Genomic DNA, 22,726 nt, shown 5'->3' on the forward strand with positions numbered 1-22,726 from the left:
TTCCCTCAGTTCCCGCTCGTCGTCGGGTCCTTGAGGCCGACCGTCGCGTAGTCGATCTGGCCGCCGAAGGAGGTGTGCCCGAAGGCGCCGGCGACGTTGGTGCCGAGCAGCAGCGGCCTGCGCTCGATGACGGCGGGCGCCGTCGGGGCCTCGGCGAGGATCTCCCCGTCCAGCGCCTGCCAGGCCTTGTTCGCCCGGGCCGCGTCGGTCATGGCGGCGATCTCGTCCATCCGCTTCATCGTGGCCCGGTCGCGGAAGAGGGAGTGGTTGCCCGAGTTGCCCTTCTCCTTGATGTAGCGGCCGTCGAAGACGAAGGGCAGGAAGGTCGACCCGGAGGGATAGTCCGGGCACCATCCGGTGTAGACGAGGTCGGTGCGGTTCTCGGTGTCCCCGATGGTGTCGTAGAACGCGGACGGGTCGACGGTCTCGATGGTGACCTTGATGCCGGCCCGGCCGAGGGACTGCTGGATCGCCTCGCCGACGGCCTTGTCGCCGTTGGAGACGGTGACGCTGGTGGAGAGGCCGTCCGGCTTGCCGGCCTCCTTCAGGAGCTGCTTGGCCTTGGCGACGTCACCCGTCAGCGGTATTCCCAGGGTGTCGGGCTGCTTGCCGTCCTCGAAGAGGGAGCCGGGCATGAGGGCGGTGGCCGCGTCGTTCAGCGCGGGTCCGCCGGAGGCGGTGACGAGGGCCTCGCGGTCCAGCGCGTACTGCACGGCCCGACGGACCTTCACGTCGTCGAAGGGGGCGCGGCCGGTGTGCATCTGCACCATCTCGGTGCAGTTGGTCGACTCGGCGAGCAGCCGCGCCTTGACGTCGGCCCTGGTGAGCACCTTCGGGGTGGACTCGGGGCGCAGCTTGCTCCAGGACACCGCCGACGCGTCCGCGCCGGCGCTCGCGATCAGCCGGTCGTCGATCTGGTTGGCCTTCAGACCCATCGTCACGACGATCCGGTCCGGGTACGCCTTGCGCACGGTGTCGGTCCCGGCGTCCCAGTGCGTGTTGCGCACCAGGACGAGCTGCTTGTCGCGTGCGTAGGACTCGATCTTGTACGGGCCTGAGGAGAAGGGCCGGTTGTCGTACCGGGGGCCCTCGTCCTTCGCCCGGGGCACCGGGGCGAAGGTGGGCAGCACCGTGGCGTAGGGGAACTCGGCGAAGGGCTTGCGCAGTTCGAAGACGATCGTGCGGTCGTCCGGCGTCTTGACGGAGTCGAGGTGCTTGCCCCCTGCCGGGCCCTGGTAGCCCTCGGCGCCGGCGAGGTAACGGGCCGCGTAGTCGGGGCCGCCGGGGAGGTCGGGGGAGAAGGACCGCTCGACGTTGTACTTGACGTCCCGGGCGGTGACGGGGGTGCCGTCCTCGTACTTCAGGCCCTGCTTCAGCCGGAAGGTCCAGGTCTTCGCCCCGTGGGACGGAGTGCCGAGGTCCTCGGCCAGGTCGGGGACGAGGTCGCCTCCCCCGGCCCCCGGTTCGGCCTTGTAGGTGACGAGGGTGCGGTAGAGGAGGCGCGTGCCGAAGTCCATGTCTCCCATCACCCAGTTGCGGGCGGGGTCGAGGTGGGTGAAGTCCTGGTCGGACAGGACGGTCAGGGTGCCCCCCTTCCGCGGGGTCCCGCCGACCGTCGCGCCGTTGTTGGCCGTGACGGGGTTCTTCCGGCCCCGGTCGCCGGCTTCCTTCCCGCCGGAACATGCCGCGGCGCCGAGGGTGAGCGTCGCCACGAGGGCGGTGGCCAGGGTGGTGCGCGTGCGCTTGTTCATGAGGGGTCACTCCGGGTGTGAAGCGGACAGTCGGAGAGCTGACTGGAATGTGACCCGTAACATAGTAATGTGAAATTGTACTGACAACCCGTCGGAAGTTCTGTTACGCATCCGTGTTCATCCGGCCGGAGAGGAGCGGGCGGACGGCCCCCGACCCCGCACCCCGACGATCGGACCGCGTCGCCCGTCGCGGCGGACCGGGACGCACCGGCCGACGGACCGCTCCTGCCCGCGCCGGTCGACGACCCCACCGCCGCCCCGTTCCCGTCGGACGCCGGCCGTAGGCTGGTGCGGGAAGACTGGGGGAGACGATGATCGACTACCGCAAGAAGACGGCCGTTCCGGTGTGGACGCTGGCAACCGGTGACGTCCGGGTGCCCGCGGTGACCGGAGACGGCCCGATGACGGCTGAGCGCCTGGCCGAACTGCGCAGCGTGCTGGCCGCCCTCGCCGACGAGCCGATCGCCACGCTCGAGGCGCATCCGCTGCCCGACCGGCTCGACCGCGGCCGAGGCATCTCGCTCGATGCCCTGAGTCCCCTGGCACAGCACCTGTCACAGCTCGTCACGCGGTCGGCGCGGAGTTCCTCCGCGGCGGCCACGGCGACCGCCGCCGGCGAGGGTCTCTACCGCATGGTGGTCCCGGCGAAGGTCGCCGCGCAGTTCGGCCGGGGCATCGTTCGCCCGATGGCGTCGAAGGAGGTGGCCGGTGGCGTCCGCGGCGCACTCGTGAACTCGACCGGCATCGCCGCCCACGCGACGTTCGTGCCCGTCGGCAAGGCGGCCGCGGCGGGCGCGGCCGGTGGAGCCGGTGCGGCAGCCGGTGTCGCGGTCGGCGGCAGCGCGGCGCTCACCGTGGCCGCACCGCTCGTGCTCATGGCCGTGGCGGTGGGGGTGAGCGCGCATGCCGACGCCGAGCGCCAGAGGGCCGTCGAGCACATCACGGAACTGCTGGAGCAGCTGCACGAGCAGAAGCTCGAAGACGAGCGCAGCGAACTCGACGGCTGCCGGGACGCCATCGACAAGGCCACCGCCATCCTGCTCGACCAAGGCAGGCTCGGTGTCTCGCTGGGCCTGGACTCGGCCGTGCACGCCATCAACACGGCACTGGGCCACGCCGACCACCGCCTTGCCCGCTGGCGCAACGCGCTCGACAAGCTGCCTGACGGCGAGCCCGTCGAGATCGGCACGCTGACCGAGTCGTTCCCGGGCGTGGGCGACCACGGCGGCGTGTTCCGTGCCCATCTCGAACTCGCCGCCCTGGCCATCGCGCTGAAGCGGCGGGTCAACGTCCTCCAGGCCGTCGAGCACGCGCAGGGCGACCCCGGCAACTCGTTCGGGAGCTTCGTGCGCGTGCTCGGGCGCGACCAGCAGCGCCTCGACGAACTGGAGTCGGGCATCGCCGGCGTCCTGGTGCGTCTGTCGGCGTTGGAGCTGGCGCGCCCGAGCGGCTTGCGGCCCGTCTTCACGACCGGTGAAGTCGATCGCCTGATGCGTACGGCACACCGGATTCGCACGCTGGGCGACGGCGTCAGGGTCGACAGCCGTACGACAGACGTGTCGATCGAGATCGCCCGCGACAAGGACGGCTCGGTGGTCGTGTTCCCCGCGCTCCCCGTGGAGGCGTAGGCGCGAGCTCCGGCTCCCTTCGGCCGGCGCCGTCACGCCTCGACCGGTGACGTCCGCACCGCCCGGACGGTTCTGCCCCCGGGCGGGTGGGGAACGCGGCCCCGGGGGTGAGGACGGGCGACGAGGGCGCCCGGCGGGGACACGGACTCCCACACCGGTCTGCCCCATCCCGGCAGCGGCGGCCCCGGCAGCGGTGGCCCGGGCGGCGACGCCGGCCTGAGCGCCCCCCTGGACGGCCGCCTCGCCCCTTCGCTCAGCGCTGCTCGGCCGCGGCCGGGGCGGCGAACTCGACGGGGAGGTCGCGGACGCCCGTGCGCAGGTGTTCGACGTGGTGCAGCGCCTGGTCGAGCAGCTCGGCGACGTGGTTGTCGTGCAGCGCGTAGATGATCGAGCGGCCGTGGCGTTCGCCGGTCACCAGGCCGAGGTTGCGCAGCAGGCGGAGCTGGTGGGAGCAGGCCGAGGGCTCCATGTCGACGTCGGCGGCGAGGTCGCCGACCGACGAGGGCCCTTCGCGGAGGCGCGCCAGGATGTAGAGCCGCGAGGGCGTGGCGAGGGCCTGGAGGGTCGCGGCGACGTCGGTCGCGCCGACCGCGTCGAGGCGTTCGCGGGTGGTGGCGCTGTTGGCGTGCGTTCCGTGGCCCATGCGACCATGATACGAACGAGACATGAAGACCTGTTCAGATGTTCTTGTATGGTGAGGGAGTCGCCCCATCCGCCCGTGAAGGGTTGCTTTGTCATGTCTTCTGTCCTGGACCGGCCTTCGGCGGCCGCCGCCGGACCGCGCCCCGCCCCGCCGGGGCGGCGCACCCGGATCCTGGCGCTGCCCGAGGCCCGCTGGGCGCTCGCGTCCCTGGTGCTGTTCCTGGCCGCCCTCCCACTCCACCTGCTGGACGCGTCGGCGTGGCTGTGGGGCCCGTTGTTCGCGGCCGTGTACGTGACCGGAGGCTGGGAGCCGGGCTGGGAGGGGCTGAAGGCCCTCAAGGAAAAGACCCTGGACGTGGACCTGCTGATGGTGGTCGCGGCCCTGGGCGCCGCCGCGATCGGCCAGGTCCTGGACGGCGCGCTGCTGATCGTCATCTTCGCCACCTCCGGCGCCCTGGAGGCCGTCGCCACCGCCCGTACCGCCGACTCCGTGCGCGGTCTGCTCGACCTGGCTCCGGAGACGGCGACCCGGCTCGCGGACGACGGCACGGAGGAGACCGTCCCGGCCGGCTCCCTCGCCATGGGCGACGTCGTCCTCGTACGGCCCGGGGAGCGCATCGGCGCCGACGGCCGGGTGTTCGACGGGGCGAGCGAGGTCGACCAGGCCACCATCACCGGTGAGCCGCTGCCCGTGGCCAAGCGGCCCGGCGACGAGGTGTTCGCCGGAACCCTGAACGGCTCCGGTGCCCTGCGGGTGAAGGTCGAGCGCGACCCGTCGGAGTCGGTGATCGCCAGGATCGTGGCGATGGTCGAGGAAGCGGCGGAGACGAAGGCGCCGACCCAGCTGTTCATCGAGAAGGTCGAGCAGCGCTACAGCCTCGGCATGGTCGCCGCCACCCTGCTGATCTTCGTGATCCCGCTGCTCATGGGCTCGGACCTGCGGTCCACGCTGCTGCGCGCGATGACCTTCATGATCGTCGCCTCGCCGTGCGCCGTCGTCCTGGCCACGATGCCGCCGCTGCTGTCCGCGATGGCCAACGCCGGCCGCCACGGCGTGCTGGTGAAGTCCGCCGTCGTCATGGAACGCCTCGGCCAGATCGACGCCGTGGCGCTCGACAAGACCGGCACCCTCACCGAGGGCACCCCGCGCCTGACCGACCTGCGTCCGCTCGACAACTCCGGCCTCGACGAGAGCGGGCTCCTGCGTCTCGCGGCCGGGGCCGAACACCCCAGCGAACACCCCCTGGCCCGCGCCGTCGTGGACGCCGCCCGCGCCCGCGCCCTGGACCTGCCCACGGTTTCGGACTTCTCCTCCGCTCCCGGCGCGGGGGTCACCGCGACGGTCGACGGCCGCACCGTCACGGTCGGCAGCCCCGCCCGCCTCCTCGACGACCCCGCCCACCCGGCCGCCGTCCTGGCCGCCGCACTGGAGGAGGAGGGCCGCACCGCCGTCGTGGTCACCCTCGACGGCCGCCCGGCCGGCGTCCTCGGGATCGCCGACCGGCTCCGCCCCGAGGCCGCAACGGCCACCCGGGCCCTGGCCGAACTGACCGGCCGCGCACCGGTCCTGGTGACCGGCGACAACCCGCGCGCCGCCGCCCGGCTCGCCGCCGAGGTCGGCATCACCGACGTACGGGCCGGCCTGCTGCCCCAGGACAAGGTCGCCGCCGTCCACGAACTCCAGAACGGCGGCGCCAAGGTCCTGGTCGTCGGCGACGGCGTCAACGACGCCCCCGCCCTCGCCGCCGCCCACACCGGCATCGCCATGGGCCGGGCCGGATCCGACCTCGCCCTGGAGACCGCCGACGCCGTCGTCGTCCGCGACGAACTCGCCACCCTCCCCACCGTGGTGAACCTCTCCCGCCGCGCCCGCTCGCTGGTGATCCAGAACCTCGTCGTCGCGGGCGCCTTCATCGCCGTCCTGGCCGTCTGGGACCTGGCCGGCACCCTGCCCCTGCCGCTGGGCGTCGCCGGACACGAGGGCTCCACCGTCCTCGTCGGCCTCAACGGCCTGCGCCTCCTCGCCGACGGCGCCTGGCGCCGCGCCCACCCGGCCGTGCGATGAGCCGCCGCGCGGGCAAGCGGAGGGAGGCCGCCCCCGTCCGGACGGGGGCGGCCCCTGCTCGTCACCGGCGTCGCCACCGTCTCGACACCCACCCTCGGCCACGCGGTCCCCGCCGCCCTGCCGGCAGCGGGTGACGGCGGCCAGGGGATCGGCGCCGGCAGGACGGTGGACGCCGTCGTGGACGGTGGTGTCGCCGACGGCGAGGCGGAAGGTGCCCAGGCCCCGGGTGCCGACCCCTCGCCCCGACCGTCGACGTCTGGCGCGACCCGCGGTCCCGGCCGGACGCCGTCTGCGCGTACAACGACGAATTCGCCCCGGTCCTCCCCCAGGCGCTCGCCGACGCCGGCCTTCGCGTGCCCGAGGACATCGCCGTGATCGGCACCGACGACCATCCGCTCGGCGCGGTCCTGCGACCGGCCCTCACCACGACCTCCCCGGACCCGGTCGAAGGCGCGGCGGCCGTGGCCCCGTCCGTCGAGCGCCTTCCCCATGGCGAGGAACTCGCCCCCGGACCCGCCGAGATCGCCCGCCCGCGGATCGTCACACGCAGCACCGCGTGATCTGAACGCACCGGCGAGAGCGTGGACATCCACGCCCGATCCCCCGCCCGAAAAGCCGGCGCGTGAGCCGGATGCCGTCGCTCGGGCCGTCGCCGCGAAGGCGGGGCCGAGCACTTTTTCGCCTTCGCCGGTGCAGCCGCGGCCCTCGTCAACCACCGTTGACTCATGACCTGGACAGAACTATGGTGTACGGCGACATCGCGTGTCGGTCACCGGCTGGGTGAGGCATGGAGGTGTCGGGACATGCCTTCGGAGGCATTCCTTGTCAGTCGAGTTGAACCACACGATCGTCCACGCCCGGGACAACCGGGAGTCCGCGGAATTCTTCGCGAACCTGCTCAACCTCGAGATCACCGCCGAGTGGGGCCCGTTCATCGCGGTCGGCCTGGGCAACGGCGTCACACTGGACTTCGCCACCGTCCCCGCGGACAGCATCACCCCCCAGCACTACGCCTTCTTGGTCTCCGAGGAGGAGTTCGACGCGGCGTACGCGCAGATCGGACAGCGCGGCATCGAGCACTACGCCGACCCCCACCGGAAGCAGCCCGGCACGATCAACCACAACGACGGTGGCCGCGGCGTGTACTTCATGGACCCGGCGGGCCATGCCATGGAACTCATCACCGTGCCGTACGGCGGCTGGACCTCGTAACCACGTGGACCGGGGGCCGCACCCCTGAAGGGTGTTGCGGAAGGCTCAGTTCTGGGCGCCTTGCCTGCACGGGCGGGGTGGTGAGGGCTGAGCCGGTCTGTGGGGGTGGGGGGGAGACGTCCACGGGCCTGTGGGCCGAGGCCTCCTGCTCCAGGAGAGCGCCCCGGTGCCCCCGGCCGCGTGCGTGAAGCCGTCGTACACGCCCGCTCACATCCCGCGGCGTGCGGAGGCGTCCGACCCGGCCGCCCCGTGGCGGGCCGACGAAGCCGGCACCGCCCGACGCGGTCGCCCTACGCGGCGAAGGCGGTCAGTCCTCCGGCCCGGGCCTGCCGCGTGGTGTCTGCCGGCCGTGTGGCGGTCTTGGCGATCCCTCGCTTCTCGGTCGTCGGGGTGCGGTCAGGGTCCGGGGGCGGGGGGGCACGGAGGAGCCGGAGCCCGGGGCGGGCCGGTCGTCGGTCAGGATCAGCGCTTTCGCCCTGTCGAACTCCTCGGTGGTGATGTCCCCGCGGGCACGGAGTTCGAAGAGCCTGGTCAGTTCGTCGACGCTGCTGCGCCGCTTCCACGGCCGCCGGGCACATCGGTGCGGGCGGGGTGAGGGGAGCCCCATGGGGGGGAGGCGGCCCACGGGGCCGGGCGGGCGGCGCGGCCGTCAGAGGGCGGGGTGGGACACGTCGCCGCCCTTGACGCCCGCCCGGCGCAGGGCAGACCGCCACGCCAGGGCGACGGCCGTCTCCGCCAGGCCGAGGAGGACGAGCCACAGGCCGAGCAGCCTGGTCAGGGCCCGGGCGGACTCCGTCGGCAGTGCCAGGACCACGATGCCGGCGACGATGCCCAGGGCCGCGACCGCCATGACGATGCCGCGGTGGGGCATGTCCTTGGTGGCGACGGCGGTGTAGAGGGTGACGATGCCGGACACGAGCCAGACGGCGCCGACGATCAGCGAGAGCGCGGCGATCGTCTGGAGCGGGTTCCTCAGACACAGCACGCCGCCCAGGACGCACAGGACGGCCACGATCAGGCCGGGCACGCGGTCACTGTCGCGCCCGAACACGGTCACGAACCGGAAGGCACCGATCAGCAACAGGTACACCCCGATGAGCACGGCCAGGACGTGCAGAGTGGCGTCCGGCCAGACGAGCGCCAGGACGCCCGGGACGAGCGTCGCCATCGCGGCGCTCAGCAGCCAGACCCAGGAACGGCCGAGACGTGCCAGTTGGTCCGCCGGGTCGACCGTGTCGGCCCCGGCCCCCGGCCCTGTACGGGGCGCGGAGCCCTGTGACGTCGACATGTGTCCTCCTCCCGCTCGCCCGGGCGGATCGTCCCGGGACTTCTCACGGCCGTCGGCAGCGTCACGTGTCCACGACGCTCGGGTCGGGTGACCGGAGGGGGCCGGCGGTTCGTGCGGATGGGCCTCGTCGACGAGGGGTCCGGACGGGAGCGCCGGTCCGGCCGTCGCCGCGCGGTTCGACCGGGAGCGAAAGCTCCGGCCGATGTTCCCCTTACCTCCTCAAGGGCTCTCGCAGCACATGAGATGTCTCCCGTAGGGGGTCGGAAACGGGGAGCACGCGGTGCTCCAGGACCAGTGTGCACCCTTCGTCCGTGCGCCGCCTCACCCCGTGAGGGGCGGACGGGTCGTCGCTGTGCGCGGGCGGAAGACCGCGGCCGCGAGCCGTGGACGTGGAAGAGCCGCCGGAGGGCCCCGGCATCGCGCGATCGGCCGTTTCGCCCTGGAGGGGACACGACGAACACGGCGTACCCCAGGACACGCCGGCGAGGACGAACGCCACGGGTGCGGCCCCGGAGCCGTCGGCGACGAGATGCCCGGGGGAACGGCCACGACGGTCTCGGCCGCCGCGATCACCGCTCCGACCGGAAGGGGCGCCGACGGGCACGGCGGCCCGCTCGAACCTAGCCTGGACCCTGATACCCCGCTCCGACGAAGGGACCATCATGAGAAGGCATGGCGCCCTGGACAAGGCCAAGGCGAGGTGCAAGGTGATCGTCGGAAAGGCCACCGGGCACGAGCGCCTTGAGGCCGAAGGCAGAACGGACGAGGTGAAGGCCAGGATCCGGCACAGGGCGACGAGCATCCGCCGCCGCGCCGAAGGCATCAGGGACTCACTGCGACACGACCGCTCCTGACGTTCTCCGGATCGGCGGGCGCCGTCGAACGGGTGTTGCGAAGGCGTCGCCGACGGAGAGGACCTCGGACCTCGATCAGCACCGACCCGCGCCGGCTGTGGCTCGATGGGGCTCGCGGGTGCTGCCGGAGCGGTTTTCGGACGGGACGTCGCTCCGCCGCACCTCGTTGGCCGCGACTGGGCCCGCCGTCGCGCTTCCGTCGCGGGGGCGGGCCCAGGTCCCTCGGGTCCGGCGGGGTGGGCGAGCGCTCAGACCGCCGCTGCGGAAGGCTCGCAGGCGTGCGGCAGGTCGATGCGGACCGTCCGGTCGCAGAGTCGCTCCACCTGTGCGGGGTCGTGGGAGACGAGCAGGACCGTCCGGTTGCCCCGCAGGGCTGCCACGGACTCCTCGACGGTGTCGCGGCTCCGTTCGTCCAGGGCGCTGGTCGGCTCGTCGAGCAGGAGAGCCGCCGGTTCGAGGGCCAGGGCGCGGGCCAGGCAGAGCCGTTGGCGCTGGCCGTTGGACAGGGTCTGGGCCGGGGTGCCCAGCCGGTCGGAGACCTCGTTCCACAGGCCCGCCTCGCGCAGTGCCCGTTCGACGCGGTCGTGCAGCTCCGTCCGGGACGCCCGCACCAGGTGACGGAGGCCGAACAGGGCGTTGTCCAGGATGCTGCCGCCGAAGACCACGGGGGTCTGCGGCACCAGGACGACCGTGCTGCGGAGGTCGGCGTCGCCCTTGCCGTACCGGACGGGACGGCCGAGGACGTGGACCTCGCCCTGTCGGCGGAGCCCGTGCGGCAGCAGGTCGACCAGGGCGCGCAGCACGGTGGACTTGCCGGCGCCGGACGGACCGCACAGACCGGTGGTGGATCCGGTGGACAGCTCGAACGTGACCGGTCCGACCAGGCGCTTCGTGCCGTCGAAGATCTGCAGGTCGCGGACCGCGATGACGGTTTCGTGGACCGTGTCGTCCAGGGTCGAGGAACCGGTCGTCATGTCGTCCATCGTCGTGCTCCTTCGAAGCGGTTGCGCAGGAGGACCGCCAGGCTGAGCAGGCCCGCGGTGATCAGGACCAGGACGAGGGCGCTGCCCCACGCCTGGGCGATCGCCTCGGGAGCGCCCGAGTCCTGCGACAGGGTGAAGATGTGCGTGGGCAGGGCCTGGACCGGAGCGTTGACGATGCCGGTCGGGAGGGCGGGTGCCCCGAAGAACACCGTGGCGGTGAAGATCAGGGGGGCCGTCTCTCCTGCCGCGCGGGCCAGGCCGAGCAGCAGGCCGGTGAGCGTGGCCGGCCAGGTGTACGGGATGACCACGGAGCGGACGTACTGGGAGCCGGTGAGGCCCAGTGCGAGCGCGGCCTCGGTGATTTCCGCCGGCATGCCCCGGATCCGACCTGCGGTGGTGAGGGCGACCACCGGGATCACCACGGGCACCAGGACGACGGCGCCGGCCAGCCAGGAGCGGCCCCAGCCCATGGTCGTGCAGAAGAGGACGTACCCGGCGAGCCCCAGCAGGATGGTGGGCGTTCCGCCGACCGCCACGGTCAGGGTCTCGAGCACGCGGGAGGCTTTCGCGGAGGCACGCGTGCCGATCACGACGCCCGCCCCGTAGCCGAGCGGCAGCGCGATCAGCGCCGTGGTCGCGAGGAGCAGGAGGGTGCCGAGGATCTGGTCGCGTATGCCGCCCCCCGCCGCGCCTTCGGAGGCCGTGAACCAGAAGACCGGGTTGAGCGCCGCGCCGCCGCGGGCGAGCAGGATGCCGAGCATGCCGACGAGCAGAGCCCCCGGCAGCAGCAGGGCCCCGAGCCGGGCGAAGGTGGTGAGCCGGTCCTTCGGAGTGCGCAGCCACGCGGAGGACCGTCGGGCACGTGGGGCGCGTACGGCCCTTCCCGTGGAGCCGCGGGTGCCCCAGACGGTGGCGACGGCGACCAGGGCCAGCAGGATGACGCCCAGCCCGCACAGGGCCGCGAAGTACGGCCCGGAGGTGCCCGCGAGCATCGGCTCGGGGCCGGCCAGTTTGGTGGTGAGCGTCTGGCCGGGGCGCACGAGGAAGGAGAACACGTCCCCGAGCGACTCGGGCAGCCGGTCGTCGGCGCGGCCGATGACCATGAAGACCGCGATGGCCTCGCCCAGCGCCCGGGCCAGGCCGAGGAGGACGCCGGCCCGCATGCCGGTACGAGCCTGGGGCAGGACGGCCGACCGGACGACCTCGCGGCGGGTCAGGCCGAGGGAATAGGCGGCCTCCCGGTACCGGCCGGGCACGGCGGCCAGCGCGTCCACGCTGACCGCCACGATCGTCGGCATGATCATCACGGCGAGGACGATGCCGGCGGCGAGCAGGCTGTCTCCGCCCGGGACGTCACCGAGGTCCGCCACGAACGGCCGGATCACCATGATGCCGATCAGGCCGTAGACGATGGAGGGGACCGCTGCCAGGAGTTCGATGCTCAGGCGCAGCGGCTTGGCGAGGCGGGGCGGCAGGTACTCGGACAAGGCGACGGCCGCCGCCCAGCCGACCGGGACGGCGAGCACCAGTGCCAGGACGCACACGACCGCCGATCCGTAGATCATGGCCAGGCCGCCGAAGGCGAGGTTCCCCGGACTCCAGGTGGACGAGGTGAGCAGTGCCGTCCAGTCGACGGTTCCGCTCGCGATGCCCGTGACCAGGTAGCCGAGCAGGACCGTGAGGGTGAGCAGCACGGACAGGATGCCGCTGTAGGCCCAGCCCCAGACCCATCTCGCCCGGCTGCCGCGGCCGCTCCCGGGGGAGGGCCGCGGCACGGCGGGTCCGGGCGCCTGGGTGGGGCGCTCCAGAGTGAGACCCATGGTCAGAGGCCCATCTGCTCGCGCGTGAGGTAACCGTGCTCGGGCAGCAGCTTCTGGCCCTCGGGCGAGAGGACGTAGTCGATGTACTGCTTGGCGGCGCCCTTCGGCTTGCCGTTGGTGATCATGAACAGCGGGCGGGTCATCGGGTACTTGCCGGAGGCCACGTTCGCCAGGGTGGGGGCGACGCCGTCCAGGGGCACGGCGACCAGGTCGGGGTGACCTTCGATGAAGCCGGTCGACAGCGGGGCGATGGAACCGCGGGTGGACTTCAGCTTGTTGCGGGTCTCCAGGTTGCCGCCCACGATGGCGTAGTTCGCGGACTTGGGCGGGGCCGGCGCCTCGCCCTTGCCGTAGATGAACTTGTCGAGCACCTCACGGGTGCCGCGGCCGGGCTCCTTGTCGTACACGAAGACCGGGAGGTCGGGGCCGCCGACCTCCTTCCAGTTGGTGATCCTGCCCTCGAACAGGCCCGCGACCTGCGCCTTGGACAGACCCTTGACCCCGCCGTCGGCCACTTCCTTGGTGATGATGACGCCGACGGCGTCCGCGCCGATCTGCGTGGGGACGAAATCCGTGTCGGGGTAGGCCTTCCGGTCCTTCTCCGACAGGGGCTTGGAGCTGAGGGCGATGTCGATCTGCCCGGTGCCGAGCTGGGAGATTCCGCCGGCGGAGCCGCCCTGAGTGGCGACGGTGATGTTCAGTCCCTTGGCCTTCAGCGCCTCGGCGGCGTCGGAGGCCACCGGAGCGACGGTGGTGGAGCCGCTGGCCTGGACGGCGTCCGAGCCGGCCTTCGCGGAGCCGGCGCAACCGGTCAGGGCGGCGGAGAGGAGGAGAGAGGCGGAGGCGACGGAGGCGCTCCGGCGGACACGCCGTCCGGTGAGGCGCGCTGCTCTCTTGCGGGTTTCGGCGGACAGGAAAGACATGGCGGTGCCTTTGCGGTGAGGGAAGGGACGGGAGTCGGGGGACACCGGTGGCGGATCGCCACCCGTGTGGCGTGCGTGTCGGGGATCGGGACGTGGCAGGGGTGCGGCCGTGACCGCCGGTCGCACCCCTGCCACGTGGACGAGGCGGGACGCCGGGCGGGCCCGCGGGTGCTCCGGGAGGGCGGCGCGGTGGACACCGGACGTGCGGGTGATGGCTGCTCAGGGCCTGCGACCGGATGCCCTTGAGTTCCTTCCCGCGTGTCCGATGAACTCGCTCAGGACCGTAGGGGGCTGCCGTGGGGCGCTCGCGCGTCTGAACGATCGGTGCTCGGCCCACTCCCCTTCGAGGGACCTGAAGCATCAAGGCGTCGGTGGCCGTTCACCCGCTGACCCCGGGTGCGGACCGCGATGCCGTGGCCGAACGCTACCGCCTCGGAGCCGCTCTGGCGAGATCTGGTGGGACGAAACCATCGATGGTCGGCGATTGAATTCGAGTCATGCGTCGAGGTGGCGGGTGCGTTGCCTGCGGTCGGCCGCGGATTCCGAAGTCCTGGTGGGCGTTGGTCGACGCTTTCGCCGGGGGTGGCTTCAAGCTGCGTGAACTACAGAATTCAAGCAAGTGACCTCTCTTCGCAACCAGTCACAGAGGAGGGCGAACCAGGGCATCGACCCCCTGTGTCGACGGGGACCGCAGGGGCGGTCTTTCAGTCATTCATCGATCTATTGACATACATCGCTCAACGCTGGCAGGGTTCCGGCCGTCGGTCGACAGCGTCGTTACCGGCCTCGGCTCTGACCCGGCCCCATCTCGATCCGCCACGCTCCTTGATCACTCCCTGGGGGGAAGTGTGAGTAGTCCCCGTGTCCTGGTCGCCTCCGCGTTCGAAGCGGAACTCCAGCCCTTGACGTCCGCGTGTGCGGCTGCCGCCCTGCAGCACCACGGCGCCGACGTCGTCGGCTGGGACGCACACCTGCTTCCCGACGCCATTCCGGAAGGCCCCTTCGACCTCACGCTCGTCTCGGTCCAGCAGTTCGAGGGCCTCGAACGGGGAATCGCCCTGGCGCGCAGGGTCTCGGAGGCGTACGGCACCACGGTCGTGACCTTCGGCCAGTACGCGCAGATGAACCACCGGGAGTTCCTCGAGGTCGCCGACGGCATCATCATGGAGGAGCCGGAACTCATCAGCGAGGAGCTGGCCCGGCTCGCCGCCGGCACTCTCGCGCTCGACGCGGTGCCCGCCCTGATGACCCGCACGGGAATGCGGCCCAAGCCCCCGCGCCGGCGCATCTCGGTCACCAAGCCCGCCCGGGACCTGTTCCCCTCCCTCGTGCACTACCCGGCGCACCACTCGCCGTTCGGCCTGATGGGCAACATCGAGGCGTCCCGCGGCTGCCACCACAAGTGCACCTACTGCTCCGTCTACGGCGCGTACGACGGCGGCGTCGCCGCCTACGACGCCGACAGCGTCCTGGCCGACGCACTGCAGCTGGCGGAGGAGGGCGTCCGGCACTTCTGCTTCATCGACGCCGAGTTCTTCAACTCCCGCACCATCGGCATCGGTGTCGTCGAGCGACTCGTCGAGGCCATCGGCCCGATCACGTTCGAGTTCACGACGCGCGTCGACCACGTCCTGGACTACACGAAGGAGCTGGAGAAGCTCGTCTCGCTCGGTCTGCGCCGCGTCACCTGCGCCCTCGAGTTCCCCTCCAACCGCATCCTGCGCATCTTCGACAAGCACATCGACGTCGACCACATGCGCGAGGCCATCGACGAGGCCGAGCGGATCGGCTTCGAGCTGTACCCGACGTTCATCCCGTTCACCCCGTGGATCGAGTACGAGGAGCTCCTCGGCTTCGAGGACTGGCTGGTCGAGACGGGTCTCGCCCGCGTCACCGACCCCACGGCCCTGCAGACCCGACTGCTGCTCTTCAAGGGCTCCCCGCTGCTCTCCTCCCCCTGGATGGAGGACATCGCCACCGTCGACCGCGGTTTCTGGGTCGAGTGGACCCACCCCGACAAGCGCGTCGAGGAGCTCTGGCAGGAGCGCCGCACCGACGCCGAAGACGCCGGCAAGATCCGCTGCTGCGTGAAGTGCTGACCCACCCGCTCACAAGAAAAGGACACTGACATGGGTGGATCACCCCGCGTCGTCATCTCCACCGGCCAGGCCCTCCCGGACATGGACTGGACCGGCGAGCTCGCCGGGCTCACCGACTCGTGGCCGTACCTCGGCCCCACCTGGCTGCGGGCCACGGAGAAGGTGCTCCCCGACGTCCAGCCCTGGCACACCCTCGCCCACCGCGCCCGCGGCGAACTGGCCCTCCTCCCCGGCTACATCCTCACCACCCCGCCGGTCGTCGACCACGAGCCGCGCACCTACCTCGGATGGCAGGCGCCCTCCGGCGAAGAGGTGTGCTGCGGTGCCGAGACCGACGCCGCGCGCAGCGCCGAGGTCGACGCCCTGGGAACCGAGCCCTTCTTCCCGACGCTCCTGCTCGGCTCCCCGCTGGGCTACCGCACCGAGGTCGCCTACAACTTCTGGACGCCGACCCTGATGGGGGCGATCGTCGACAAGCTCGTGCCCGCCGCCTTCGAGGCCGGCATCCGCTGCATCGTCGCCCCCTGGATCCCCGGTCGACGCGGCAACGACGCCCTCGTCGACGCGCTCGACGCAGCCGGAGCGTCCAGCACCTTCTGGGGCTACGAGGACTTCATGAGCCTCGACGCGCCGAACTGGGAAGGACACCTCGCCGCCCTGCCGTTGAAGAAGCGCCAGCGCATCAAGGGCGACGTCCGCCGGGCCGAGGCCGCCGGCGTGACGATCAAGCGCGTCGACGGCACCGACATCCGCCCCTACGCCACCCGCATCGCCGAACTCACCTGCCTCAACCGGGAGAAGAACGGCGCCGGCGAGGAGCCCGAGCACATCGTCGGCATCCTCTCCGCGCTCATCGACAAGGGCGCGGACGTCCGTGCCTACCTCGGCTACAAGGACGGCGCGCTGGTCGCCACCTGCGTCACCATCCGCAAGAACCACCGCCTCTTCCCGAAGTGGGCCGGCTTCGACTACGCGGCGATCGGCGAGCGCAGCGGCATCTACTTCGCCCTCGTCCTCGACGCGCCCGTCCGTGACGCCTACGCCGAAGGGCTGCGCACCGTAGAGTTCGGCGCCGGAGCCCACCAGGCGAAGGCCCTGCGCGGCTGCACCCCGCGCGAGGTCACCACCTCGATGCTGCTCTCCGACCCGGCGCTGCGGCCGCGGGCGAGCGCCTGGCTCGACGCCTTCGGCAGCAGCCGGCGCGTCGCGTTCGGCGCCGCGTCCCCCGCCCCGGCCCAGCCCGCGAACCTGCCCCTCCTGGGCGGCTCCGGCGACAGCTGCTGCGGCTGACCCCACCCGACTCCACGACAAGGACGAGAAGGACCACATGATCACCTTCATCCCCCTGACCGGATTCCTCGGGGCGGGCAAGACCACGACCATGACCGCCGCCGCGCTCGCGCTCCAGGCGCAGGGCCGCAAGGTCGCTGTCATCACCAACGACCAGGGCGTCGAACTGGTCGACACCAAGCTGGTGCGCAGCAAGCTCGACAGCGTCGCCGAGGTCACCGGCGGCTGTTTCTGCTGCAAGTTCGAGGACCTCGTCGAGGCCGTCGTCGCGCTCGTCGCCTCCGACGGCGTCGACACCGTGATCGCCGAAGCCGTCGGCAGCTGCACGGACCTCCAGGCCACCGTCGTACGACCGCTGCGCCAGTACTACGGCGACGACATGGTCGTCGCCCCCCTGACCACCGTGGTCGACCCGCTGCGGCACCTGGCCTTCGCCCGTGCCGCCGAGCGGGGCGAGCCGGAGTCGGACCTGTCGTACCTCTTCCGTCAGCAGGTCACCGAGGCCGACGTCATCGCCGTGAACAAGCTGGACACGATCGAGGCGGACCGGGCCGAGGAGCTGCTCGCCTCGCTCCGTACGAGCAACCCGAAGGCGACCGTCGTCGGTTACTCGGCCACCACGGGCGCCCACCTGGAGACGCTGCTCGACGCGTGGCAGGCGCCGGCGGCCAACGAGGACGTCGTCCTCGACATCGACTACGACCGCTACGCGGCCGCCGAGGCCCAGCTCGCCTGGATGAACCAGGAACTCGACCTCACCGCCGCCGGAGAGGGTTTCGACGCGACCGCGTGGGCCCGGACCGTCCTCCAGGAGCTGTCCGCCTGGGCCGCGGAGCACGACGCCGTGATCGGCCACGCCAAGATCACCGTGGAGACGGCCGACGGCGACTTCGCCAAGCTCAGCCTCACCGAGTCCGGTGCGCAGCCCACCCTCGACCGCGCCGCCGACGCGCACGCGCCGACCGGACGGGCCGTCGTCAACGCCCGGGTCGCCTGCGAGCCGGATGCCCTGGACGCGGCCGTCACCGAGGCCGTCGAGGCCGCCGACCTGGCCACCGCCGTCACCTCCTCGGCGACCACCCCGGTGTCGTTCAAGCCCTCCTACCCGCGCCCCGTGCACCGTCTCGCCCCCGCCGGCGCCTGACCGAGAAGGACCACCGTCATGAGCGACACCACCACCGCCGGCAGCCTGCAGGAAGAGGTCCGGGAGTACTACCGGGCCAAGGCCGCCGAAGCCGAGACGAGCGGCGCCTGCTGCTCGCCGGACCCGCAGACCTTCGGCCCCGCCGCGTACGACGAGATCGGCCCCGGCACCGCCCCGGACGCCGCCCTCCTCGCCAGCCTCGGCTGCGGCAACCCGAGCGCCGTCGCCGAACTGCGCGAGGGCGAGACGGTCCTGGACCTCGGCTCCGGAGGCGGCCTGGACGTCATCCTCAGTGCCCGGCGCGTCGGTCCCGACGGCCGCGTCTTCGGCCTGGACTTCCTGGAGGAGATGCTCGCCCTCGCCGCCCGCAACGTCGCCGACGCCGAGGTCGACAACGTCGTCCTCCTCAAGGGAACGATCGAGTCCATCCCGCTGCCCGCCGACACCGTCGACGTGATCATCTCCAACTGCGTGATCAACCTGTCCCTGAACAAGCCCGCCGTCTTCGCCGAGATGGCCCGCGTCCTCGCCCCCGGTGGTCGCCTCGGCATCAGCGACGTCGTCGCCGAGGACCGGCTCAGCCCCGAGGAGCGGGCCGAGCGCGGCGGACACAGCCAGTGCATCGCGGGTGCCCTCTCGGTCGCCGAGTACAAGGAACTCCTCGACGCGGTCGGTCTGAAGGACGCGGAGGTCGTCTTCACCCAGGAGGCGGCCGACGGCCTCCACGCCGCGATCATCCGCGCCCACAAGCCGGTCGACGGCACCGCCGGCGCGCAGGAGTGCGAGCCCGGCGGCACCTGCTGCTGAGCACGTCACCGCACCCGAGCCGTGGCCGGAGCCGAACGCTCCGGCCACGGCTCGCACCGTCGCACCCGCCCGCGTCCCCTCGCGACCGTGGGCGGACGACCAAGCTCCCGACGGCACGACCGGGTCCGCACTTCGCCGCAGCCGACGGCGCGGAGACGATCCCCGCGGCCGCCGACGAGCGGGTGCGTGATAGGGGCTGATGCGTCGTTGCTGGTGGATGTCATGATCCGGGCGTGACGATCCTGACAGTGGCGCCGGAGCAGTGAGCAGGGCGCTTGCCGTGGCCAGGACCGTTCAAGTGGTGCGGCGTGTGGATCGCTCTCGGGGATTTCCGCCGGATGGCTCGGAGGACGAGGTCGTAGATGTTCCAGCCCCAGCCGATCTTGGTGCGGGTCGCCGGGACGTGACCGGATCCGGACGGCTTGCCCCGGTAGGCATACAGGTCGCCTCCGGGGGTGCGGGCCAGCAGGTCGAGGCCGTTCCAGCGACCGAGGTCCTCGGTGCCGGCGAGCGTGTCGTAGGTGCTCCAGCCGCCGCCGGCTCTCACCCGCGCGTCGAACGGTCCGCTCGACGGGTGCTCGGCGGAGCTGTGGGTGTACTTCCACAGGACGCCGGCCGTGTCACGGGCGACCATGCTCACTGAACCTCTTTCACCCTCCAGCACAGGATGAAAGAGGCTCACTGAGTGGACCCGGTGGTGTGCGTCCGGTGCGGTGGTGCGCACCGACGAGACCCGGCTCCACTCCACCGAGTGGAGTCCGCTCGCGCGACGGTGTGACCGGACAAACGATTCATCATGGCCCGTCCGTGTGGCACCGGGATTGCCTCGTCACCACGAGGGGCATTGCTCGCCCTGCTCGCCGCTTTCACCTGCGAACCAGGAACTTCGATGCGTCTTCGCTCTGCTCTCGCCACCGCTGCCGCCGCTCTCCTGCTGGCGACTGTCCCCGGTTCGGCCTCCGCGGCCGAGGGGCAGTTCCGGTACACGTACCGGACGTCCGGCGGATATGAGGCGGTCGGCTTCCTCGACAACCCCGATAGCGGCACCTGCATCGATATCCAGGGAACCGCTCAGGAGCCCGGCTCTGCCGCCTACGCCCCGAAGAACCGTACCGACGCCACAGCCGTGGTCTTCCTGGAGCCCAACTGCGAGGGCGACTCCTTCTACAGCCTGCGCCCGGGCGGAGGCGCCTCGGATCGCCTTCTGGTCCGGTCGGTCCTCTTCTCCTGACGGTGGGAGTGGATCCCACCCGGTGGGGTCCACTCCGGTGCGCCCTGGGCCGGTGGGGGAGCGGGGCATCCCGACGTCCGCCCCCTCCACCAGATGATCGCTTCCAAGGTGTTCAGCGGTCGTCTGAGGGCAGGAAGGCAAGCGCCTGCTGAAGGTTGTGCTCGGCGATCCCCCTCATCGCTTCACGGTCGGGGAAGTCTCCGTCCAGCAGCCGCAGCGGTCCGGCGACGAGCGACAGCCGCATCGCCGGCATGTGGAAGGCCAGGCGCTGTCCATCGAGGCGACCGCTGTTCAGCCACCGATAGTGCTCGCCGAAGCGGATTCGTGGGAACGCGTGCTCCCGTTCGACGTCGAAGAACATCAGGCCCTCGATGCCGATGAGGACCGGCTGCCCGAGCCGGTCCACCAGCACGTGGTCCGGTCCGAGCTCCCCGTGGACGAGCCCGCACTCCGAGCGCGGACACACGGAGGCGGCCGGCCCGCGAGCCACCGGCTCCAGGCGGTCCCGGACGCGCGTGATCCGGGCGTCGCGCGAGGCGGCCTCAGCGAGGTCGTCGAGCGCGCGGTCGAGGACGACCTGCTCACACGATCGGCCCCGGGAGGTGCCGCCGCTGTCGATCAGGGCGACCTTGCCGAAGCCCGGTCCTGTGTGCCGCCGCATTAGGTCGAGTGCCTCAGCCGGCAGCGCCAAGGTTGTCTCCGCGTGGTGCGGGTCGCGGCGGAGCGGTGCCTCGAGGTTCTCGCCGGGCACGTCCTCGACGACGGCGATGTCCGCCGGGTAGTGGCTCCGTCGCTCGTGGCCGTGGAGCGAAGTGCCAGCTCCTGCCCGTCGGGTCCGCCAACGCGACGGGCAGGAACTGGTGTTCGTGGGGGCGACGGCGTGGGCTTCGGCGCGGCCTCAGGCCGTGACGGCGACGCCTGCGGCGCCTCGCTCGTGTCGGCGGGGGCGGCGAGGCACCGCTCCGCGTCGCCTGCGGCCCGGCAGCCGGAGCCCGCCGGGGTGACGGCCCGCCGGGGTGACGGCCTGGCGGCAGGTGTGGTCGGCCTCGCCCCCGGCCGCCGCGTTCGAGCCGGTCAACGGGGTCGCTCCTCCTGCTTCGTGTCGATCTCGGCGATGAGTCCCTCGATCAGGCCCTTGATCTCGTCGCGGATCGGACGGACGGCCTCGACGCCTTGGCCGGCCGGGTCCTCCAGGGCCCAGTCGAGGTACTTCTTGCCGGGGAAGACCGGGCAGGCGTCGCCGCAGCCCATGGTGATGACGTAGTCGGACGCCTGGACCGCCTCGGTGGTCAGCACCTTCGGCCTCTGGTCGGAGATGTCGACACCGACCTCACGCATCGCCTCGACCGCGGCCGGGTTGACCTGGTCGCCGGGAACCGAACCGGCGGAGCGGACCTCGACGCGGTCGCCGGCCAGGTGGCGCAGGAATCCGGCGGCCATCTGGGAGCGGCCCGCGTTGTGGACGCAGACGAAGAGCACGGAGGCGAGCGGAGCGGTGGTCATCGGTTCTTCCTTGCCGGCGAGAGGTCAGCCCCGGCTGGTATCAGCAGCGAGTGATGTGACAATATCAGCCCATGATGACGTCAGTCGATACTGATCTGATCCGGGTTCTGGCCGATCCGCTCAGGCTCCGGATCGTGACCCTGCTCGCCCGCGAGACCCTCTGCACCACCCACCTCGTCGAGGAGACGGGCGCCAGGCAGACCAACCTCTCCAACCACCTGCGCGTGCTGCGCGAAGCCGGTGTGGTGGAGACCGAGCCCTGCGGTCGCTTCACGTACTACCGCCTGAAGCCGGACGCCATCGCCCAGCTCGCCGGCCAGTTCGCCGACCTGGCCGAGAGCGCCCGTACCGCTGCCGAGAACAAGAGGGCCTGTCCGTGACCCCCACCCAAGCGCCCGCTCCGGCGGCGCGTTCCTCGGTCGTCGGGAGGCTGTCGACGCTCGATCGCTTCCTCGCCGTCTGGATCCTCCTCGCCATGGGCCTCGGCCTCGGGCTCGGGAGGCTGGTCCCCGGCCTGAACGACGCGTTGGCCGAGGTGGAGATCGGCGGCATCTCGCTGCCCATCGCCGTCGGCCTGCTGATCATGATGTACCCGGTCCTCGCGAAGGTCCGGTACGACGAGCTCGACGTCGTGACCGGCGACAAGAAGCTCATGGTCTCGTCGCTCGTCATCAACTGGGTCATCGGCCCGGCCTTCATGTTCGCCCTCGCCTGGATCTTCCTGCCGGACCTGCCCGAGTACCGCACCGGCCTGATCGTCGTGGGTCTGGCGCGCTGCATCGCCATGGTGATCATCTGGAACGACCTCGCCTGCGGCGACCGCGAGGCCGCCGCTGTCCTCGTCGCCCTGAACTCGGTCTTCCAGGTCATCGCCTTCGGCGTCCTGGGCTGGTTCTACCTCGATCTGCTGCCCGGCCGGCTCGGCCTCGGCGAGGGCGAGACGCTCGACGTCTCCCCGTGGAAGATCGCCCTGAACGTCGTCATCTTCCTCGGCGTCCCGCTGGTCGCCGGCTTCCTCACCCGCCGGATCGGCGAGCAGCGGATGGGCCGGGAGTCGTACGAGACGAAGTTCCTGCCGAAGATCGGACCGTGGGCGCTCCACGGGCTGCTCTTCACGATCGTCATCCTCTTCGCGCTCCAGGGGAAGACCATCACCTCGCAGCCGCTGGACGTCGCAAGGATCGCCCTCCCGCTCCTCGTCTACTTCGCGGTCATGTGGTTCGGCACCTTCGCGCTCGGCAAGGCCATCGGCCTCGACTACGACCGCACCGCGACGCTCGCCTTCACCGCGGCCGGCAACAACTTCGAGCTCGCCATCGCCGTCGCCATCGCCACCTTCGGCGTCACCTCCGGCCAGGCCCTCTCCGGAGTCGTCGGCCCCCTCATCGAGGTCCCGGTCCTGGTCGCGCTCGTGTACGTGTCGCTGGCCCGGCGCAAGAAGTTCGCCCCCGCCCAGCAGTAGTCCCGCCGTGTCGCCACTCTGCGC

Annotated in this window: 21 protein-coding genes and 1 pseudogene; 12 read left to right on the forward strand and 10 right to left on the reverse strand. The window is 71.7% G+C overall.

Annotated features, from left to right (window positions below; all coding sequences use genetic code 11):
• Positions 1-5 precede the first annotated feature (5 nt).
• The gene (locus tag IE180_RS20950) at positions 6-1,751 is read right to left on the reverse strand and encodes an ABC transporter substrate-binding protein (RefSeq protein ID WP_190158444.1); all 1,746 of its coding nucleotides are present in this window, start codon (positions 1,749-1,751) and stop codon (positions 6-8) included.
• Between the two features lie 311 nt (positions 1,752-2,062).
• Here IE180_RS20950 and IE180_RS20955 point away from each other — a divergent pair, with 311 nt between their 5' ends.
• Complete coding sequence (locus tag IE180_RS20955) at positions 2,063-3,379, forward strand: hypothetical protein (RefSeq protein ID WP_190158445.1); 1,317 nt, start codon at positions 2,063-2,065, stop codon at positions 3,377-3,379.
• Between the two features lie 253 nt (positions 3,380-3,632).
• On the opposite strand, the gene IE180_RS20960 is transcribed toward IE180_RS20955, so the two are convergent.
• Entirely contained in the window at positions 3,633-4,022 is a 390-nt protein-coding gene (locus IE180_RS20960) for an ArsR/SmtB family transcription factor (RefSeq protein WP_190158446.1), read from the reverse strand.
• A gap of 93 nt (positions 4,023-4,115) precedes the next feature.
• On the opposite strand from IE180_RS20960, the gene IE180_RS20965 reads away from it, so the two are divergent.
• The 3 genes and pseudogenes from IE180_RS20965 (at position 4,116) to IE180_RS20975 (ending at position 7,298) form a co-directional block, all read left to right on the forward strand.
• Positions 4,116-6,086, forward strand: a complete 1,971-nt coding sequence (locus tag IE180_RS20965) for a heavy metal translocating P-type ATPase (RefSeq protein WP_190158447.1) — start codon at positions 4,116-4,118, stop codon at positions 6,084-6,086.
• 272 nt (positions 6,087-6,358) lie between these two features.
• Positions 6,359-6,646 (forward strand): annotated as a pseudogene (locus tag IE180_RS20970) (substrate-binding domain-containing protein); the annotation flags it as partial.
• Positions 6,647-6,908: 262 nt separating this feature from the next.
• A complete protein-coding gene (locus tag IE180_RS20975) occupies positions 6,909-7,298 on the forward strand; it encodes a VOC family protein (RefSeq protein WP_190158448.1) in 390 nt (129 codons plus the stop codon).
• A gap of 307 nt (positions 7,299-7,605) precedes the next feature.
• Here IE180_RS20975 and IE180_RS20980 read toward each other — a convergent pair whose 3' ends face one another.
• Both IE180_RS20980 and IE180_RS20985 read right to left on the reverse strand, forming a co-directional pair.
• Positions 7,606-7,905, reverse strand: coding sequence for an SHOCT domain-containing protein (locus tag IE180_RS20980; RefSeq protein WP_190158449.1), 300 nt, complete (start codon positions 7,903-7,905; stop codon positions 7,606-7,608).
• A gap of 42 nt (positions 7,906-7,947) precedes the next feature.
• Entirely contained in the window at positions 7,948-8,586 is a 639-nt protein-coding gene (locus IE180_RS20985; RefSeq protein WP_190158450.1) for an HdeD family acid-resistance protein, read from the reverse strand.
• 662 nt (positions 8,587-9,248) lie between these two features.
• Here IE180_RS20985 and IE180_RS20990 point away from each other — a divergent pair.
• The gene (locus IE180_RS20990) at positions 9,249-9,440 is read left to right on the forward strand and encodes a CsbD family protein (protein ID WP_190158451.1); all 192 of its coding nucleotides are present in this window, start codon (positions 9,249-9,251) and stop codon (positions 9,438-9,440) included.
• Between the two features lie 248 nt (positions 9,441-9,688).
• On the opposite strand, the gene IE180_RS20995 is transcribed toward IE180_RS20990, so the two are convergent.
• Genes IE180_RS20995 through IE180_RS21005 form a run of 3 tightly spaced genes read right to left on the reverse strand, consistent with a single transcriptional unit; the run spans position 9,689 to position 13,166 of the window.
• The gene (locus IE180_RS20995; protein ID WP_373302802.1) at positions 9,689-10,423 is read right to left on the reverse strand and encodes an ATP-binding cassette domain-containing protein; all 735 of its coding nucleotides are present in this window, start codon (positions 10,421-10,423) and stop codon (positions 9,689-9,691) included.
• Positions 10,411-12,243 carry a phosphate ABC transporter permease subunit PstC gene (pstC, locus tag IE180_RS21000; RefSeq protein WP_190158452.1) on the reverse strand — a complete coding sequence of 611 codons (1,833 nt, stop codon included), beginning with the start codon at positions 12,241-12,243 and terminating at the stop codon, positions 10,411-10,413. Before pstC ends, IE180_RS20995 begins: the two co-directional genes overlap by 13 nt.
• Positions 12,244-12,245: 2 nt before the next feature.
• Positions 12,246-13,166 carry a phosphate ABC transporter substrate-binding protein gene (locus tag IE180_RS21005; RefSeq protein ID WP_190158453.1) on the reverse strand — a complete coding sequence of 307 codons (921 nt, stop codon included), beginning with the start codon at positions 13,164-13,166 and terminating at the stop codon, positions 12,246-12,248.
• 848 nt (positions 13,167-14,014) lie between these two features.
• On the opposite strand from IE180_RS21005, the gene arsL reads away from it, so the two are divergent.
• The 4 genes from arsL to IE180_RS21025 are packed head-to-tail and all read left to right on the forward strand — an operon-like array spanning position 14,015 to position 18,506.
• Positions 14,015-15,265 carry an arsinothricin biosynthesis radical SAM protein ArsL gene (gene arsL / locus IE180_RS21010; protein ID WP_190158454.1) on the forward strand — a complete coding sequence of 417 codons (1,251 nt, stop codon included), beginning with the start codon at positions 14,015-14,017 and terminating at the stop codon, positions 15,263-15,265.
• Positions 15,266-15,295: 30 nt separating this feature from the next.
• A complete protein-coding gene (locus IE180_RS21015) occupies positions 15,296-16,555 on the forward strand; it encodes a GNAT family N-acetyltransferase (protein WP_190158455.1) in 1,260 nt (419 codons plus the stop codon).
• A gap of 37 nt (positions 16,556-16,592) precedes the next feature.
• Positions 16,593-17,699: a GTP-binding protein gene (locus tag IE180_RS21020; RefSeq protein ID WP_190158456.1), complete on the forward strand. Its 1,107-nt coding sequence runs from the start codon at positions 16,593-16,595 to the stop codon at positions 17,697-17,699.
• Positions 17,700-17,717: 18 nt separating this feature from the next.
• Positions 17,718-18,506, forward strand: coding sequence for a methyltransferase domain-containing protein (locus tag IE180_RS21025; RefSeq protein WP_190158457.1), 789 nt, complete (start codon positions 17,718-17,720; stop codon positions 18,504-18,506).
• Positions 18,507-18,726: 220 nt separating this feature from the next.
• Here IE180_RS21025 and IE180_RS21030 read toward each other — a convergent pair whose 3' ends face one another.
• A complete protein-coding gene (locus tag IE180_RS21030) occupies positions 18,727-19,140 on the reverse strand; it encodes a hypothetical protein (RefSeq protein WP_190158458.1) in 414 nt (137 codons plus the stop codon).
• A gap of 255 nt (positions 19,141-19,395) precedes the next feature.
• Between IE180_RS21030 and IE180_RS21035 the strand changes: the two genes are divergently transcribed.
• Positions 19,396-19,737 carry a hypothetical protein gene (locus tag IE180_RS21035; protein ID WP_190158459.1) on the forward strand — a complete coding sequence of 114 codons (342 nt, stop codon included), beginning with the start codon at positions 19,396-19,398 and terminating at the stop codon, positions 19,735-19,737.
• 112 nt (positions 19,738-19,849) lie between these two features.
• On the opposite strand, the gene IE180_RS21040 is transcribed toward IE180_RS21035, so the two are convergent.
• Both IE180_RS21040 and IE180_RS21045 read right to left on the reverse strand, forming a co-directional pair.
• Positions 19,850-20,488, reverse strand: coding sequence for an aminoglycoside phosphotransferase family protein (locus tag IE180_RS21040; protein ID WP_229860693.1), 639 nt, complete (start codon positions 20,486-20,488; stop codon positions 19,850-19,852).
• A gap of 323 nt (positions 20,489-20,811) precedes the next feature.
• Positions 20,812-21,240, reverse strand: coding sequence for an arsenate reductase ArsC (locus IE180_RS21045; protein WP_190158460.1), 429 nt, complete (start codon positions 21,238-21,240; stop codon positions 20,812-20,814).
• 71 nt (positions 21,241-21,311) lie between these two features.
• On the opposite strand from IE180_RS21045, the gene IE180_RS21050 reads away from it, so the two are divergent.
• Together IE180_RS21050 and arsB are read left to right on the forward strand one after the other, a co-directional pair.
• Positions 21,312-21,620: an ArsR/SmtB family transcription factor gene (locus IE180_RS21050; protein WP_190158461.1), complete on the forward strand. Its 309-nt coding sequence runs from the start codon at positions 21,312-21,314 to the stop codon at positions 21,618-21,620.
• Positions 21,617-22,702: an ACR3 family arsenite efflux transporter gene (arsB, locus tag IE180_RS21055; protein WP_190158462.1), complete on the forward strand. Its 1,086-nt coding sequence runs from the start codon at positions 21,617-21,619 to the stop codon at positions 22,700-22,702. Before IE180_RS21050 ends, arsB begins: the two co-directional genes overlap by 4 nt.
• The last annotated feature ends 24 nt before the right edge of the window (positions 22,703-22,726 follow it).

The sequence above is a fragment of the Streptomyces litmocidini genome (assembly GCF_014649755.1).
In the GTDB taxonomy this organism is placed as follows: domain Bacteria; phylum Actinomycetota; class Actinomycetes; order Streptomycetales; family Streptomycetaceae; genus Streptomyces; species Streptomyces litmocidini.